This window comes from Desulfomicrobium escambiense DSM 10707, from assembly GCF_000428825.1.
Classification (GTDB): Bacteria; Desulfobacterota; Desulfovibrionia; order Desulfovibrionales; family Desulfomicrobiaceae; genus Desulfomicrobium; species Desulfomicrobium escambiense.
The window spans coordinates 23,391-38,329 of record NZ_AUAR01000001.1; the positions used below are offsets into that span (position 1 = coordinate 23,391).

General features: G+C 65.6%; 11 protein-coding genes and 1 tRNA gene. 4 read left to right on the top strand and 8 right to left on the bottom strand.

Going from position 1 to position 14,939, the window contains the following annotated elements; genetic code table 11:
• Positions 1-4: 4 nt before the first annotated feature.
• The 3 genes from G394_RS0100115 to G394_RS0100125 form a co-directional block, all read right to left on the bottom strand.
• Positions 5-1,363 (bottom strand): glycerate kinase type-2 family protein, encoded by a 1,359-nt coding sequence (locus tag G394_RS0100115; RefSeq protein WP_028575913.1) that lies wholly within the window; start codon positions 1,361-1,363, stop codon positions 5-7.
• A 23-nt stretch (positions 1,364-1,386) separates the two neighbouring features.
• Complete coding sequence (locus tag G394_RS0100120; RefSeq protein ID WP_028575914.1) at positions 1,387-2,364, bottom strand: 2-hydroxyacid dehydrogenase; 978 nt, start codon at positions 2,362-2,364, stop codon at positions 1,387-1,389.
• A 79-nt stretch (positions 2,365-2,443) separates the two neighbouring features.
• Positions 2,444-3,919, bottom strand: a complete 1,476-nt coding sequence (locus tag G394_RS0100125; protein ID WP_028575915.1) for a DEAD/DEAH box helicase — start codon at positions 3,917-3,919, stop codon at positions 2,444-2,446.
• A 309-nt stretch (positions 3,920-4,228) separates the two neighbouring features.
• Between G394_RS0100125 and G394_RS0100130 the strand changes: the two genes are divergently transcribed.
• The 3 genes from G394_RS0100130 (at position 4,229) to G394_RS17275 (ending at position 7,448) form a co-directional block, all read left to right on the top strand.
• The gene (locus tag G394_RS0100130; protein ID WP_028575916.1) at positions 4,229-5,572 is read left to right on the top strand and encodes a tetratricopeptide repeat protein; all 1,344 of its coding nucleotides are present in this window, start codon (positions 4,229-4,231) and stop codon (positions 5,570-5,572) included.
• A 146-nt stretch (positions 5,573-5,718) separates the two neighbouring features.
• Positions 5,719-5,794, top strand: a tRNA-Lys gene (locus G394_RS0100135).
• 256 nt (positions 5,795-6,050) lie between these two features.
• Complete coding sequence (locus G394_RS17275; protein WP_043774270.1) at positions 6,051-7,448, top strand: DEAD/DEAH box helicase; 1,398 nt, start codon at positions 6,051-6,053, stop codon at positions 7,446-7,448.
• An 86-nt stretch (positions 7,449-7,534) separates the two neighbouring features.
• Here the strand turns inward: G394_RS17275 and G394_RS17280 are convergent, their stop codons facing one another.
• The 4 genes from G394_RS17280 to G394_RS0100160 form a co-directional block, all read right to left on the bottom strand.
• Positions 7,535-8,473, bottom strand: coding sequence for a flagellar motor protein MotB (locus G394_RS17280; RefSeq protein ID WP_051306827.1), 939 nt, complete (start codon positions 8,471-8,473; stop codon positions 7,535-7,537).
• A gap of 2 nt (positions 8,474-8,475) precedes the next feature.
• The gene (gene motA / locus G394_RS0100150; protein WP_028575917.1) at positions 8,476-9,327 is read right to left on the bottom strand and encodes a flagellar motor stator protein MotA; all 852 of its coding nucleotides are present in this window, start codon (positions 9,325-9,327) and stop codon (positions 8,476-8,478) included.
• A 160-nt stretch (positions 9,328-9,487) separates the two neighbouring features.
• A complete protein-coding gene (locus G394_RS17285) occupies positions 9,488-10,816 on the bottom strand; it encodes a tetratricopeptide repeat protein (protein WP_051306828.1) in 1,329 nt (442 codons plus the stop codon).
• 102 nt (positions 10,817-10,918) lie between these two features.
• Positions 10,919-12,550: a PAS domain S-box protein gene (locus G394_RS0100160; protein ID WP_028575918.1), complete on the bottom strand. Its 1,632-nt coding sequence runs from the start codon at positions 12,548-12,550 to the stop codon at positions 10,919-10,921.
• A gap of 148 nt (positions 12,551-12,698) precedes the next feature.
• On the opposite strand from G394_RS0100160, the gene G394_RS0100165 reads away from it, so the two are divergent.
• Entirely contained in the window at positions 12,699-13,973 is a 1,275-nt protein-coding gene (locus G394_RS0100165) for an OmpP1/FadL family transporter (RefSeq protein WP_028575919.1), read from the top strand.
• An 82-nt stretch (positions 13,974-14,055) separates the two neighbouring features.
• On the opposite strand, the gene G394_RS0100170 is transcribed toward G394_RS0100165, so the two are convergent.
• A complete protein-coding gene (locus G394_RS0100170) occupies positions 14,056-14,928 on the bottom strand; it encodes an HDOD domain-containing protein (protein WP_028575920.1) in 873 nt (290 codons plus the stop codon).
• Between the last annotated feature and the right edge of the window lie 11 nt (positions 14,929-14,939).

The following is a 14,939-nucleotide window of genomic DNA, read 5'->3' on the forward strand; positions in this document are numbered from 1 at the left end:
CCCCCTAAGGCACCAGCAGCACCTTGATATCACACACATTCGTATTCGTCGGCCCGGTCTTCAGCAGCTGCCCCAGCTGTTCGAAGTAGTGGTAGGCGTCGTTGTCGGCCAGGAAATGGGACGGTTCCAGGCCCAGGTCGCGGCCGTGTTCCAGGATCGCCGGGGAGGCGAAGGCGCCGGTGGCGTCGGTGGGGCCGTCGCTGCCGTCGGTGGAGGCGGCCAGGAAGACAGCGGCGCCTGCGTCCTTGGGCGAGCGGGCGTAGGCCGCCAGGTAGGCCAGGGCCATCTCCTGGTTGCGGCCGCCCTTGCCGCCACCGCGCAGGGTGACGGTGGTCTCGCCGCCGGCGATGACGCAGGCCGGGCGCTCCACGGGCAGGCCGTGGGCCGTGATGTCCTTGGCGATGCCCAGGAACAGGTGGGCCATCTCGCGGGCTTCGCCGGTCAGGTGCGAGGTCAGGAGCAGGGTATTGTAGCCCAGTTCCCGGGCCTTGTCGCGGGCGGCCAGCAGGGCCTGGTGGTTGGTGCCGATGAGCACCGTGCGCGAGTTGGCGAAGGCCGGGTCGTCGGCCTTGGGCGTGTCCGCGATGACGCCTTGGGCGGCGTCGCGCAGCAGGGATTCGGCTGCAGGCGGGAGCTTGCCGGCCAGGCCGTAGCGCTCGATGATGCCGCTCGCCTCGACGCAGGTGGTCCCGTCGGGCACGGTCAGGCCGCTGGCAATGGCGTCCAGGTCGTCGCCGATGACGTCGGACAGGATGAGGCTCAGGAACTCGGCCCGCGCCAGGGCCCGGGCCAGGCGTCCGCCCTTGATGTTCGAAAGCTTCTTGCGCACGCAGTTGATCTCCTGGATGGTCGCGCCGCAGGCCAGCAGGGACTTGGTCACGGCCTGCTTGTCCTCCAGGGTCAGGCTGCGGCCGTTTTCGCTCCAGGGGGCGGCGAGAATGGCCGAGCCCCCGCCCGAGACGAGAACAAAGACGAGGTCGCCGGGTTCGGCGGAGCGAGCCAGGTCCAGGACCGCTTCGGCCGCGGCGGCGCTGCGTTCGTCCGGCACAGGGTGGGAGGCTTCCACAAGGCGGATGCGGTTCAGCAATTCGAGGTGTCCTTCCTTCACGGCCACGATGCCGTCGGCGATGCGTTGCCCCAGAAGCTTTTCCAGGCCCAGGGCCATGCGCGCCGAGGCCTTGCCCGCGCCGAGGACGAGGATGCGCCGGTAGCGGTCGAGGTCGTACTCGAAGGACTGCGATTCCGTGGTCACGCGCAGGGTCTCGCCGTCAAGGGTCAGGACGCGCTCCATCATCTTCACGGGGTCGACGCGGTCGAGGCCGGCGCGGAAGATCCGCTCGGCGTGGAGAAGGGGATCGGTCATGGCGGTATTCTCCCTGGCCTGCGTCACTTCAGGACCTCCGGGTTCAGGATGGTCGGTGGTCTGGTCCCGGCAAGCATGGCCTCGATGTTCTCGGCCGCCAGCAGGGCCATATTGTCGCGGGTGGAATGCGTTGCCGAGCCGATGTGGGGCAGCAGGACGGTGTTGGGGCAGTCCTTGAGCCCCTCGGCCATGCGCGGTTCCATTTCGTAGACGTCGAGGCCCGCGCCACCGATTTCCCCGGCGCGCAATGCAGCCACGAGGTCGTCCTCCCTGATCACGGGGCCGCGGCCGGTATTGATGAGGATGGCGGTGTTCTTCATCAGGCGGAAGGCGTCGGCGTTGAAGAGGTGGCGCGTGGACGGCCGCAGGGGGGTGTGGATGGAGATGAAGTCCGATTCGCGCAGAAGTTCGTCGAACTCCACCCTGCGGGCGCCGAGATCGCGCTCCAGTTCCTCGTTGCGGCTCGACGAGCTGGTGTAGAGGACGCGCATGTTAAAGCCCGCGGACATGCGGGCCATGGCCGTGCCGATGCGTCCTGCGCCGACGATGCCGAGCGTCCGGCCGCTGACGTCGGCGCCGATGAACTGCAGCGGGCCCCAGCCCGTCCAGGCGCCCGAGCGCATGACGGCGTCGGTCTCGACCACGCGGCGGGCCACGGCGAAGAGCAGTGCCCAGGCCAGTTCGGCCGTGGCCATGGTCAGCACGTCGGGGGTGTTGGACACGGGGATGCCGCGGCGCGTGGCCTCGGCCACGTCGATGTTGTCGTAGCCCACGGCGTAGTTGGCGTAGCCCTTGAGGTTCGGCGCGGCGTCGAAGAAGGCGGCGTCGATCCTGTCAGTCAGGAGGCCGACGACCGCGTCGGCGTCGGCGACGCCGCGGTGCAGCTCCTCCGTGGTCAGGGGCCGGTCATCAGGGTTGACGACGACCTCGAAGCTGGCGCGGAGCCGGGTCAGTCCGGCCTCGGGTATGCGGCGAGTGACGAAGATTCTGGGGCGACTCATGTCGGTTCCTCCTGGTTGCGTGGTTGCTGCCGACCGTGGCGAGAGGCCGGCAGCGGAGCGCGCGGCGTCGCGGGACAGGTCAGCGTCCCGTCCTGCCGCGGCCTGGTTTTGCCGGTTTTGCCGGACGGGAAGCGGGGCGGGCGGGTTTCCCGCCTGTGCCGCCGGCCTTGGGCTTGCCGCCGCGTTCGTCGCTGCGTCCGGCCTTGGGGCTGCGGACCTTGCCCCCGGCGGTGTCGCCGGGTTTTCCGGACCTGCCGGAATCGGATTTCGTGCGGGTTGGGCCATCACCTGCGGGCTTGGGCCCTTTGCCGCGGACCGGCAGCTTCGCGCCCTTCTTGTCGGCCACAAGGGCCTTGATGGCCTTGGGCGCCTTTTTCTCGCTGACCGGGTTGCCGGGGCGGTAGAGCACGCCGTCGGGGATGTCGCTGTCCTGGGTGTAGCCCTTGACCGCCTCCACCGGGATCTTGCGGCCCAGGGCCTTCTCGATGGCCGCCAGCAGGTCGTGCTCCTCGGGACAGACCAGGGACACGGCCACGCCGCTGTGCCCGGCCCGGCCCGTGCGGCCGATGCGGTGGATGTACTCCTCGGGGAAGCCGGGCATGTCGTAGTTGACCACCAGCGGGAGGTCCGAAATGTCCAGGCCGCGGGCCGCCACGTCCGTGGCCACGAGGACGTGGATCTCGCCGGCCTTGAACTCCTCCAGGGTACGCTTGCGCAGGGATTGGCTCTTGCTGCCGTGCAGGGCCGCGACGTTCACGCCGTGGGCCGCGATCTTGTCGGTCAGCCGGTTGGCCCAGGTGCGGGTGCGGGCGAAGACCAGGATGCGATTCCCCTTTTGCCTGTCGATGAGGTGGAGGAGCAGCGGGAGCTTGTTGTCGCGCTCCACGAAATGGATTTTCTGGGTCACGGCCTCGGCCGTGATGACCTCGGGGGTGATCTCCACGTTCTCCGGGTTCTTCAGCATGCGCGAGGCCAGGGCCCTGATCTGCGGCGAGTAGGTGGCCGAGAAGAGCATGGTCCGGCGGTCTTCGGGCAGGAGTTCGAGAATCTGGCCGATCTCGCGGGAAAAGCCCAGATCGAGCATGCGGTCGGCTTCGTCGAAGATGAGAAACTCAATGAGCGCCAGGTTGAGGAAGCCCTGTTCCGCCAGGTCCAGCAGACGGCCGGGCGTGGCCACGAGGATGTCGATGCCGCGCTGCAGGCGTTCGATCTGCGGTTCGATGCGCACGCCGCCGAAGGCCACGGTGCAGCGCAGACCGACTTTGCGCGCGTAGGCCTTGATGCTTTCGCCGACCTGCAGGGCCAGTTCGCGGGTGGGTGTGAGGACTAGGGCGCGGGGGTGGTGGCCGTTGCCGTGGCTGCCGCTCAGGACTTCGACGATGGGCAGGGCGAAGGCGTCGGTCTTTCCCGTGCCGGTCTGGGCCCTGGCCAGGATGTCGCGTCCGCCGAGGATGACGGGGATGGCCCTGGCCTGGATTTCGGTGGGGGCCTCGTAGCCCTTCTTGCTGACGGCCTTGAGCAGTTCGGGGCGCAGGCCGAGATGGTCGAATGACATGTGGGTATCCTGAAAATGTTCTTGGGTATGTTCCGTATGGGGCGAATCGGTTCGATGATGGCCCGTGTCCATGACGCACGGGCCGCAAGCATGACGTCGTTCAGGTTCATTGTATAGACGGTAACCGGCCGGGTGTCCACCGCGGCACCCGGTTGTGCCCGGAATCTGCGGGCAGGCGAGGCGAGCGCCCGGCCTGATGCGTTTTACCGCGCATTGTTTCGACAGATGCCCGCAGTGAGGCGTGGCCTGGTTGCGCTTGGCTTGATGGGGAAAATATGTTTCACAAGGAAAAACGATTCTGAGGGCGGCATGGCACCGGAGCATCATTTCACACTGGCGACATTCATCGGCAACAACGGCAGGATATGCATCCTCTGCCGCGAGATGGGTATCCGCAAGTCCATTACCGGCATCACGGCGGAACTCGGACTGACCCCGCTCGTCCACATTGCCTCGGATGATTTCAGGGAACCCAAAGTCCAGAAGAGTTTCCTGAGCTTCCTGGCGGATGCCAGGGAACTGCTGCTGATCATGGACTTCAACAACGAAAACAGCCCGTCCTATTTCCATCTGCTCGACACCCTCTACGACCAGTACCGGGAGCGCCTCAAGGTCGTGGCCATCGTCGACAAGGCCTACCAGGGGCTCATCAGCCTGCTCTACGCCCGCGGAGCCAGGGCCGTGCTGGTCAAGCCGTTCATGCCCAAGGATCTCAAGGCCAGGGTCGTGTCCGTGTTCGCCGAACCGACGGTTCTGGAGCGGCTGGTCGAAGCCGGGCGCGAGTGCCTGGATAAGGGCGAACTGGCCAGGGCGCAGGCCATCTGCCGGAAAATCGAGGCCGAATACGAGCATACGCACCAATCCCTGCTGTATTGCGGAGACGTTCAGCTTGCGCTGGGCGAACACAGGAACGCCGGGCGGTACTACATTCGTGGCTTCAGGGACGAACAGTTGAGCTTCCAGGCCTACGCCAGCCTGGCCAAGCTCTGCGCGGCGACCAAGAGGACCCGGGGAGAGATTTTCTGGCTCAAGAAGTTCGCGCAGATCAACACCCTCGACTACACGAATTTCATCAGGATCGGCGAGCTGTGCCTTGCACAGAACAGGGGGGAGGAAGCCAGGGAGTTCTTCGCCAAGTCCATCAGCGCGGCGCGCAGGATCACGTCCGAGGAGCGTACGTCCGGCGTGATTTTCGAGATCGCCAACACATGCGTCGACAACGAGTCCCTCGACATGTCCAGGGAGTATGCGACGCTTTTGCTGCGCAACGGCAACGTGGACAAGACGCTCCTGAGCGAAGTCGCCTATTTCCGGATGAACAGGCTGGGCGACCCGGACGGGGCGTGCGGCATCTATTCGCTCCTGGCGGTGCGCGAGGAGAAGCGGGGCGCCAAGATGGACGTCGGGTTCTGGTCGACGGCCCTGTACAACGCCGCGATCTGTCACCACACGGCATACGGGGACCGGAAAATGATCAGGCAGAGGCACACGTCCAAGCGGGCAAGCGACTACATCCTCGAAATCTTGAGCGTCAATCCAGATTTCGGCAAGGACGACCCGGTCGTCTCCGCCAACATCACGGCTATCGCCACCAACCCGCTGCAGCAGAACATCCCCCTGGCCACGCTGTTGGTCAAGCTGGGGCGCGCGTAGTCGGGAATCGAGAAGCCGCCCGCAGTCGAAGCGCCCCGAGACGACGGGATCCGGCCGGATGCGGGCACGAGAAAATTTATTGCGGGGATGCATTTTTTCGTTTGACAATCCAGCCCCTCCTGTCTACTTAGGCCTTCCGTTTGCGCGGGCCAATAGCTCAATTGGTAGAGCATCTGACTCTTAATCAGCAGGTTCAAGGTTCGATTCCTTGTTGGCCCACCACGAAAGATCAGGCTGCATCGGTGACGGTGCAGCCTTTTTTCTTGCCCGGCCGCGATTTTCTTTGCAATTCGCCCCCGGTGCGCTTATGGGTCACATCTCTCGCGTGTGCAGACTTGCGCCTTGAAGCCCTGCGGAACATTTCCGTCTGCGGCCCGTCATCGTCTCGTCTTGGAGATTATTCCGTCCATCCGGTACGCCCGGCCTTCGATTGCTCATCACGCCAGTCGTCGATTTTCCTCCAACCACAGGATCTTTTGTGGATTTTTCCTCTTTTTCCCTCGACCGGCGTCTGCACGCCGGAATCCGTGACTGCGGCTATGTTTCCCCCACCCCCATCCAGGTTCAGGCCATCCCATCGGTGCTCGAAGGCCGTGACGTCCTCGGCCTGGCCCAGACCGGCACCGGCAAGACGGCCGCCTTCGCGCTGCCCCTGCTGCAGCGCATGATCGAGGCTTCGGTCCCGCAGCGCGGGCCCGTGCGCGTCCTCGTCCTGGCCCCGACCCGCGAATTGGCCCTGCAGATTCACGAGACGTTCATCGCCCTGGGCAAGCAGACGGGCATCCGCAGCGCCGCGGTCTTCGGAGGGGTGGGCGAGACGCCCCAGATCAAGGCGGCCTCCCAGTCCAGCATCCTGGTGGCCTGCCCCGGGCGTCTGCTCGACCTGCTGAACCGCGGCCTCATCGACCTGTCCCACGTGGACGCCCTGGTCCTGGACGAGGCCGACCGCATGTTCGACATGGGCTTCCTGCCCGATCTGCGCCGCATCATGGCCAAGCTGCCGGCCAAGCGCCAGAACCTGCTCTTTTCCGCCACCATGCCCCCTGAGATCCGCAAGATCGCCGACCAGATCCTGGAGCAGCCCGCCGTGGTGCAGGTGGCCAACACGGCCCCGCCGGAAAAGATCCGGCACAGCGTCTATCCCGTCCAGCCCGCCCAGAAGATGGCCCTGCTTGAGGCCTATCTCGGCGCGGAGAACTACGACTGCGTGCTTGTCTTCACCCGAACCAAGCACCGCGCCAAGAGCCTGGCCCGCAAGCTCGACCAGAAGGGCATGGCGGCCACCTCGCTGCAGGGCAACCTGTCCCAGAACCGTCGCCAGGAGGCCCTGGACGGCTTCCGCGCCGGCCGCTACCGCATCATGGTCGCCACGGACATCGCGGCCCGCGGCATCGACTGCACCCGCGTGACGCACGTGGTCAACTTCGACGTGCCCGACACGGCGGAGAACTACACCCACCGCATCGGGCGGACCGGCCGTGCCGACAGAAGCGGCCAGGCCGTGACGCTGGTCTCGCCTGAGGACGAAATCCAGATTCGGGCCATCGAGCGCATCCTGGGCGAGCGGTTGCCGCGGGTGCAGCTGGACGGATTCGTCTACGACCGTTCCGCCGCGGGCAGCGACTCCTCCTTCGAAGAGCCCAGGCCGCCGCGCGCTCCGCGCCGCAATCCGTCCTCGTCGCCGCGGCAGGGTGCGCCAGCCGGCAGATCCTCCCGTCCGGCACCTGCCGGGCGCGACGCCGGCGTCAGGGCCGATCGCCCGGCTGCTTCGGGCCGTCGCCAGTCGGCGGAACGCCCCGATGCGTCCGGCCGGACTGCTCCGCAGCCCCGCCCCGCTTCTTCGCGCCGCGGAGTTTTCGGACTCGGCGCGTCCTGATCCGCACCCGACGGAATGAAATGAGAAACCCCCGGCAGCAGTTCGCTGTCGGGGGTTTTGCACTTTTTGGGGTATGGATTTTCCGCCTATCGTCTGGGCAGGACCAGGCCTTCCGTGGTGTTGTCCTGCAGCGGCGCGACCTTGAAGAGCTGCCTGCCGCCGTTGGCGGGGGGCTGGGGCAGGGGGTTGAGCTTCATGGGGTCGGGCGGCCGGCCGCTGGCGTTCTGCGCGTCGGCGGGCGTCTGGGTCGGGTCGTTGAAAAGCAGGATGCTGACGCGCCGGTTGCGAGGGTCCTCGGGGTTATCCCTGATCAGGGGCTGGGTGGCGGCGTAGCCGGCCACGCGGACCATGCGCTTGGGGTCGATGCCGTACTCCTGCAGGATGAGTCTGGCCGAAGAGGCTCTGTCCGTGGAGAGTTCCCAGTTGGTGTAGCGTGAATTCGGCCCGCCCAGGGGTTTGGCGTCGGTGTGGCCCTCGACTGCGACATGGTTGGGCATGTCGCGCACGGTCTCGGCGATGACCTTGAGCACATGGCGGGCGTCCTCAGTCAGCTGGGAGCTTGCGGATTCGAAGAAGGGGTTGCCCTCGCCGTAGAGCATCTGGATGCGCACGCCGTTGTCGAAGGTGTCGACGATGAGCTCGTCCTTGTAGTCCTTCAGTTTCTCCTCGATGGCCTTGGCCATGGCCTCCTTGAGGATTTCCTCCTGCGATTTGCCTTCGCTGTACATGCCCACGGTCCCCTCCATCATGATGGGGACCAGGCGTTCTGTCTCGCTCGAACTCTTGCCGCCGGCGCCCATGGTCATGGACGGCGGCGGGCCGTCGAAGACGGAGAACTCCTTGAAATAAATGGAGAGCTGCTCCTTCTTTTCCTCGCTGACGTTGTTCAGAAGCCACATGAGCAGGAAGAAGGCCATCATGGCCGTGACTAGGTCGGCGTAGGCGATCTTCCAGGCGCCTCCGTGGTGACCGCCGTGACCGCCTTTCTTGACCTTCTTGATGATGACCGCTTTTTTCTCGGCCATGGCTACTTCTTGCGCACGGCGCTTTCGAGTTCTTCAAAGGTGGGGCGGGCCGAGCTGGGCACGGCCCGGCGGGCGGCCTCCAGGGCCAGGGCCGGAGCCCAGCCGAGGGCGAAGGACATGATGGCGGTCTTGGCCACATTGAGGAGCGTGTGCTGGTCGCGGACCTGGTGCTCGACGTTGGTGGCGAAGGGCGCGACGAATCCGTAGGCCATCAGGATGCCGAAGAACGTGCCGACCAGGGCCGCGCCGATATGCGCGCCCAGGACCTCCGGCGGTTCGCTCAGGGCGCCCATGGTGATGACGACGCCCAGGACGCAGGCCACGATGCCCAGGGCAGGCATGGAGTCGGCGAGCTTGCTGATGGAGCCGGACGCGATCATCTCCTCTTCGTGGTGGGCCTCCATGTCGATGTCCATGATGGATTCGAATTCATGGGGCTCCATGCCGGCCATGGCGTAGGTCTTCACGTTGTCGCAGATGAAGTCGAGGACGTGGTGGTTTTTGACGACAAAGGGGTAGGGCGTGAAGATGCTGCTTTCCTTGGGCTTGTTGGCGTGGCTTTCCAGGGCGATGATGCCTTCGTGCTTGGCCAGGGTCAGCAGGTCGTAGAGCGCCCGCAGCAGCTGGAGATATTCGTCCTTGCCCGGGGATTTGGCCTTGAAGGCGCTGGCGAAGCCCTTCAGCGTGAGCTTGATGACCTTTATGGGCGACGCGACGAGGAAGGTGCCGATGGCGGCACCGAGAATGATGACGAATTCCGCGGGCTGCCACAGGACGCTGAAGTTTCCGTGCGCCATGATGTAGCCGCCCGCAACGCATCCCATGACAACCACAAGGCCTATGATCGCAAACATTGAGGTTTGACCTGCCCCTCTCTTTGAAGTGTAGCGTGATGGCGGTCAGCGGGGTTGCCCGCTGTCGCCTGCCGACTTGAAAAATCTACCGAAAAAAAAGCCTGACGTCTAACGCCGGATGCCGGGCGCAGAGGCGCGGTCCGGTTCCCTCTCACAAGGCTCAGGGCAACCTGGACCGTATGGCCTGGGCCTGCTGTGAGTACCTGGCCGCCTCGTCCTCGCGGCCCGCGTCGGTCATGGTCATGGCCAGGCTTTCCAGGGTCAGGGCCACGGAAAGGTCCTCGGGGCCGAAGAGGGCCCGCCGAACTTCCAGGGCGCGCAGGAGGGCGCCCTCGGCGCGCTGCAGGTTGCCCAGGCGGCGATTGACCACGCCGAGATTGAACAGGAGCTGGGCCACGTCGGGGTGCTGCGGGCCGAGGCTCGCCTCGCTGATGCCCAGAGCCCGGTCGTAGAGCGCGTCGGCTTCGGCGAAGCGTCCCCGCGCATACTCCAGGGAGGCCAGGTTGCCAAGGGATATGGCGATGTCGATGTGATCCTGCGGCAGGGAGGCCTCGCGCAGGCTCAAGGCGCGTTCGTAGGCCTCCTGCGCCTCGGTCAGGCGATCCTGGGCGCGCAGGACGTTGCCGAGGGTGGTCAGGGGCACGGCCGTGCGCACATTGTCGGCGCCGTAGGCCTTGGAGGCGATGTCGACCGCACGCCGCGCCGGCGCTTCGGCTCCCGCCGCATCGCCCTGGGCCGTGAGCACGTCGGCGAGGTTGGTCAGGGTGTTGACCAGCCAGGGGTGCCCGGGTCCCAGTGCCTTCTCCTTGATGGCCAGGGAGCGCTCCAGGAGCAGCCTGGCCTGGTCGGTGCGCCTGCGGGCCTGCTCGATGCCGGCCAGGTTGTCGAGGGTTCGCGCCACTTGCGGGTCTTCAGGTCCGAGGAGGCGTTCACGGATGGCCAGGGACCGGCGGAGCATGTTCTCGGCTTCGCCCAGCAGGTTCTTGCGGAAGTAGAGTTCCCCGAGGTTGTTGAGCAACTCTGCCAGGTCCTTGTCTTCGGCGCCGAACCGCTTCTCGCGGATGTTCAGGGCCCGGATGAACATCTCCTCGGCCTCGGCGGCCCGGTCCTTGGCGACCAGGAGTTCGCCGAGGTTTCCAAGGGTGGTGGCAACCTCGGGGTGTTCGGGGCCGAGGACCTTCTCCCGCATGGCCAGGGAGCGGCGCAGCGGTGATTCGGCCTCGTCGTACCTGCCCAGGGCGGCGTAGGCCACGCCCAGGTTGTTGAGGGACGTGGCCATGTCGGCGTTGTCGCGCGGCGTGAAGGCCTGGGCCAGATCGATCTCGCGCAGGGCCACGGCCAGGGCCTGATCGAAATCGCCACGGGCGTGGAGTTCGATGTAGGTTCTGTTCAGGGCCAGCCATTCGTCCTGGGCGGCGGTGGAAGGCGCCTGCCGCGCCGCGCAGCCGACGGCAAGCAGAAGGAAAAGGAATATGGTCAGTCGCTTCATGAAGTTGCGCTCCCGGGGTTCAGATTCAAAGTCGCGATACTATCCATCTCCCTCGCCGAGCACAACAGCTCCCATGAGGCCGGGGCCGCGGGATTTTCGACTTCAGCAGGGAAGGGCCTGGGTCCCGCAGACAAGCCAGTCGATGGACCGGCCCGTGCGCAGCCCCGTGTCGATGAGCCAGTCCGGCGGGATGCGTCCGCTCTTGCGGGCGTTGGAGATGGCTGCGGCCGAGACGTTCAGGAAGGACGCCAGCTCCCGGTCCGTGCGTGCGCCCGAGGCCTGCCGCAGGCGCTCGATGACCATCGGGGCCGTGCGCAGGCCCACCTGGCCGGAGATGTCCCGCACCACGGCGTACATGCGCGGCTCGCCGTAGAACGTGTCGTTGAACACGAGGCGGGTCAGAACCGTCGAGTACTCGCCGGCCTGGTTGCGGATGCGGCATTCCAGATGCTGCTCGCGGTGTTCGCGCAGGGCGTTGTGCATGGCCTGGCGGACCTTGGGCAGGTCCTCGGCGTGGAGCAGGTCCAGCACGGGGCGCATGTCCAGGGTGTAGGCGTCGAAGGCCTCGGGCCGTCCGAAGATCGACGGGTTCAGGGTCTGGGCCGAACGGCGCAGGATGCGGCCCTGGTCGTCGGTGACCACGACCACGTCACCCTCGCCGCCGCGCAGCTGCTCCATGAAGGCGTTCTCCTGCAGGACCTTGGCCGAGATGTCCTGGGCGATGCCCAGCAGCCCGATGACCTCCTGGCGGTCGTCGTCGAAAATGGGCCGGCGGATGACCCGGTACCAGACCCGCGGGTCCGTCAGGTGGGGCACGGCCGGGTGGAGGAGCTCCTGCTTCTCCTCGAAGACCTTGATGGCCGCCTCGATGGGGAAGCGGGCCTGGCGCGGTTCCAGGAAATCGTATTCCGTGCGGTCGATGACGTCGTGGCGGGCGCGGCCGTAGGCCTGCAGGTAGGCCTGGTTGGCGGCCACGATGCGCAGGTCCCGGCCGCAGACCCAGGCCAGGTCGGGCAGGGCGTCGACGATGCGCGTGAACTCGCTGGCCAGCTTGGACGAGAACGGGAAGGGGCGCTCCTGGAAGTAGCCGCTGTAGGCGCGGATGCGGCCTTCGGCGTCCCGGATGGCCTCGGCGCTGTACCACAGGGTCAGGGGTGAGCCGTCTTTGCGGCGCAGGGTCACGGCGCCGTTTTCCACTTCGCTGCGTTCGTTGAGCTGGTTGACGATGCGCCGGCGCGAGGCGGCGGTGTAGTAGAACTGCCGCGCCGGGCGGCCGACCAGTTCGTCGCGCGAATAGCCGCAGACGCCGCACAGGGCCGGGCTTGCGGCTTGGATGATGCCGCTGGGCAGGACCGTGAAGCCCATCTCCCGGCCCGGCCCCGTGGACCTGAAGGTTCCCCAGGCCAGGATCGCGATGCCGTCGCTGGTTGGGACGGCCGCGCACTTCCAGTTCACGTGGCGCGTGCCCGCACCGTCGGGCAGGACCACGCGCAGCCGGAATTCTCGCACCGGCGGGCGGTCGTCGCCAGGGGCCTCACGTTCCCGGCCGCGGACCATGGATCGAAGCTCCTCCGTGATGTTCCCGGGCGCAAGGGCGCCGAGCGGGGTGTTGCCCATTTCCCGCAGGGTGCTGTTGGCGTAGAGCACGTCGCCGTCCTGATTCATGACCAGGGCCGGGTCCGGCATGCTTTCGAGACGGGGCGCATAGAACGCGACGAGATCGGAGCTGTTCATGGATTCACCGGGAATGAACGGGTTGGGGTGGTATTCATGAAATATGAATAATTTTTATGGTGTGATTCATTGACGTTTTATCTTTGCCTGCTACAGTCCCCGGGCCCTGTCAACTTCGACCGGGAAAATCACAAGAGGGGGAGAAGAGATGCGCAGATGGATCGTGGGCTTGGCGTTGGCGCTTTTGCCGTGGCAGGCATGGGCGGCGGGATACGGTATCTACGAATGGAGCGCCAGGGGCAACGCCCTGGGCGGGGCGATGGTGGCCAGGGATGCCGACCCTTCGGCCGTGGCCTACAACCCTGCGGCCATCACGGATCTGCCTGGCGATCAGTTCCAACTTGGCTTCACGGCCGTGGCTCCTTCGGGGACCATGGAAGTCCACGAGGCGGGCCTCGAAAGCATGGATTTCGAGGATCATGTCTGGCCTCTGCCGACCATGTATTACACCAAGCAACTCTCGGACAACTACTGGTTCGGCATGGGCATGTTCTCGCGCGTGGGCCTGGGCACGGACTACGAAGACCCCGACACCTGGGCCGGACGCTACAGCTGCTCCTACGCGGCCATCAAGTCCGTGAGCTTCACGCCCAACCTGGCCATGAAGTTCTCCGACGCCTTCTCCCTGGCCGTGGGCGTGGACATGACCTATCTGGATTTTGGGTACCACATGACCTCGGACGCAAGTTTAACTCCTACATACAACCCCGCAACGAACTTGACCGATATCAAACAGGAAATCTCGGCTGACGGATGGGGGTACGGTATGAACCTAGCGGCCCGCTACCGCCCCTATGATTGGCTTGCTTTCGGCATCCTGTGGCGCAGCGAGATCCAGCTCACGGTCGACGGGGAGGCCGAATTCACGCAGAAGGGCGTCGTTCCTCTCTCTGTGGCGCATCTCAAGGACAGCATCGATGTCTCCGGCACCGAGCCCGTGCCCGAGTCCGTGACCATGGGCGTCATGGTCAAGCCCATGGATCGTCTGAGCCTGGAGTTCGACGCGGTGTGGACCAACTGGAGCGCCTACAAGGAACTGGTCATCGAGTACGATGAACTCCTGCCCAGTGGAAAAGACAAAGCCACGGCCCCCAAGAACTGGAGCAACGCCTGGCGCTTCGAATTCGGCGCAGAATACGCCCTGACGGATACCGTGGACCTGCGCGCCGGCTACGTCTACGACCAGTCCCCGGTCAACGACGACTACGAGGACTTCGCCGTGCCCTGCACCGACCGCCAGATCGTGACCCTGGGCGCGGGCTGGACCTTCCAGGACGCCTGGACCGTGGACGTGTCCTACGGCTACCTATGGATGAAGGACCGTGATTACGAGCCGCGGGAGCCCAAGGACGGCATCGTGGATCTGACCCGCGAGGACTCCCACGCCCATATGGCCGGCCTGAGCCTGACCTACAGGTTCTAGCCCCCTTCCCGGCGCAGAGAAAACACGAAGGCCGCCGCTTCCGATGAGGACGCGGCGGCCTTTCCGTTTCTGCGTTCCGAGATCAGGAAAACATCTGCACGATCCTGCCCATCTGTTCTTTGACGTCCAGGGCGAGCTTCTGCAGGTCGACGTGGCCGAGATCGAAAACGTTGCCTTGGAGCCAGTAGCCCTCCGGGGCGCTGGGCAGGGCCGCGTAGCCCCATTCCTGGGCGAGGTGGCGGGCATGGCGCAGCAGGGAGTGGAGCGTGCGCGTGTCCTTGTCCAGGGCCGGGTCGGGCAGGTTGTAGGTTGCGATCACCTCCGGCACGAAGTCCGGGAACGCCCAGCGTTTGACCAGCTCCGCGCCGAGTTCGAAGTGGTCGAAGCCGTCGAAAAGCTCCCGCTCCCGTTCGTATATCTCGGGCAAGGGACGGGTCATGTCCTCGCGGATGAATCTGGCGAAGGCCGTGTACCTGTTGATGATCAGCACGGGGATGCCGATGACGTGCATGAGCCCCAGGGGGTAGATGAGGGTCACCATCTCGACGGGCAGGGCCGCGACCTGCGGGCATTCCGGAACGAGCCGCTGCATGGTCAGGGAAACGGCCAGGTTCTGGGCCCAGATGTTCCGCAGGAGCTTGTTGATGTCGGCGTTGTCCGAGCGGAAGGCGGATTCCAGGACCACGTGGAAGACGATGCGCCGGATCTCCTTCAGGCCCAGCCGGTTGATGGCCACGCGCAGGTCGATGATCTCCGAGACGCCGCAGAAGAGGGGTGAGTTCGCGCAGGCCAGGACGGAGCCGAAGAGGGCCGGGTCCAGCTCTATGGTGCGGGCGATGGCATCCATGTCGGGATCCGCAGCGTTCAAAAGCTTCATGAGTTCCATCCCGACGTTCTTGATGCCGGGGATGTTGAAATCGATCTGTGCGAGTCTTCTGACCGAATGCGCATGCATGGCTGTTTCCG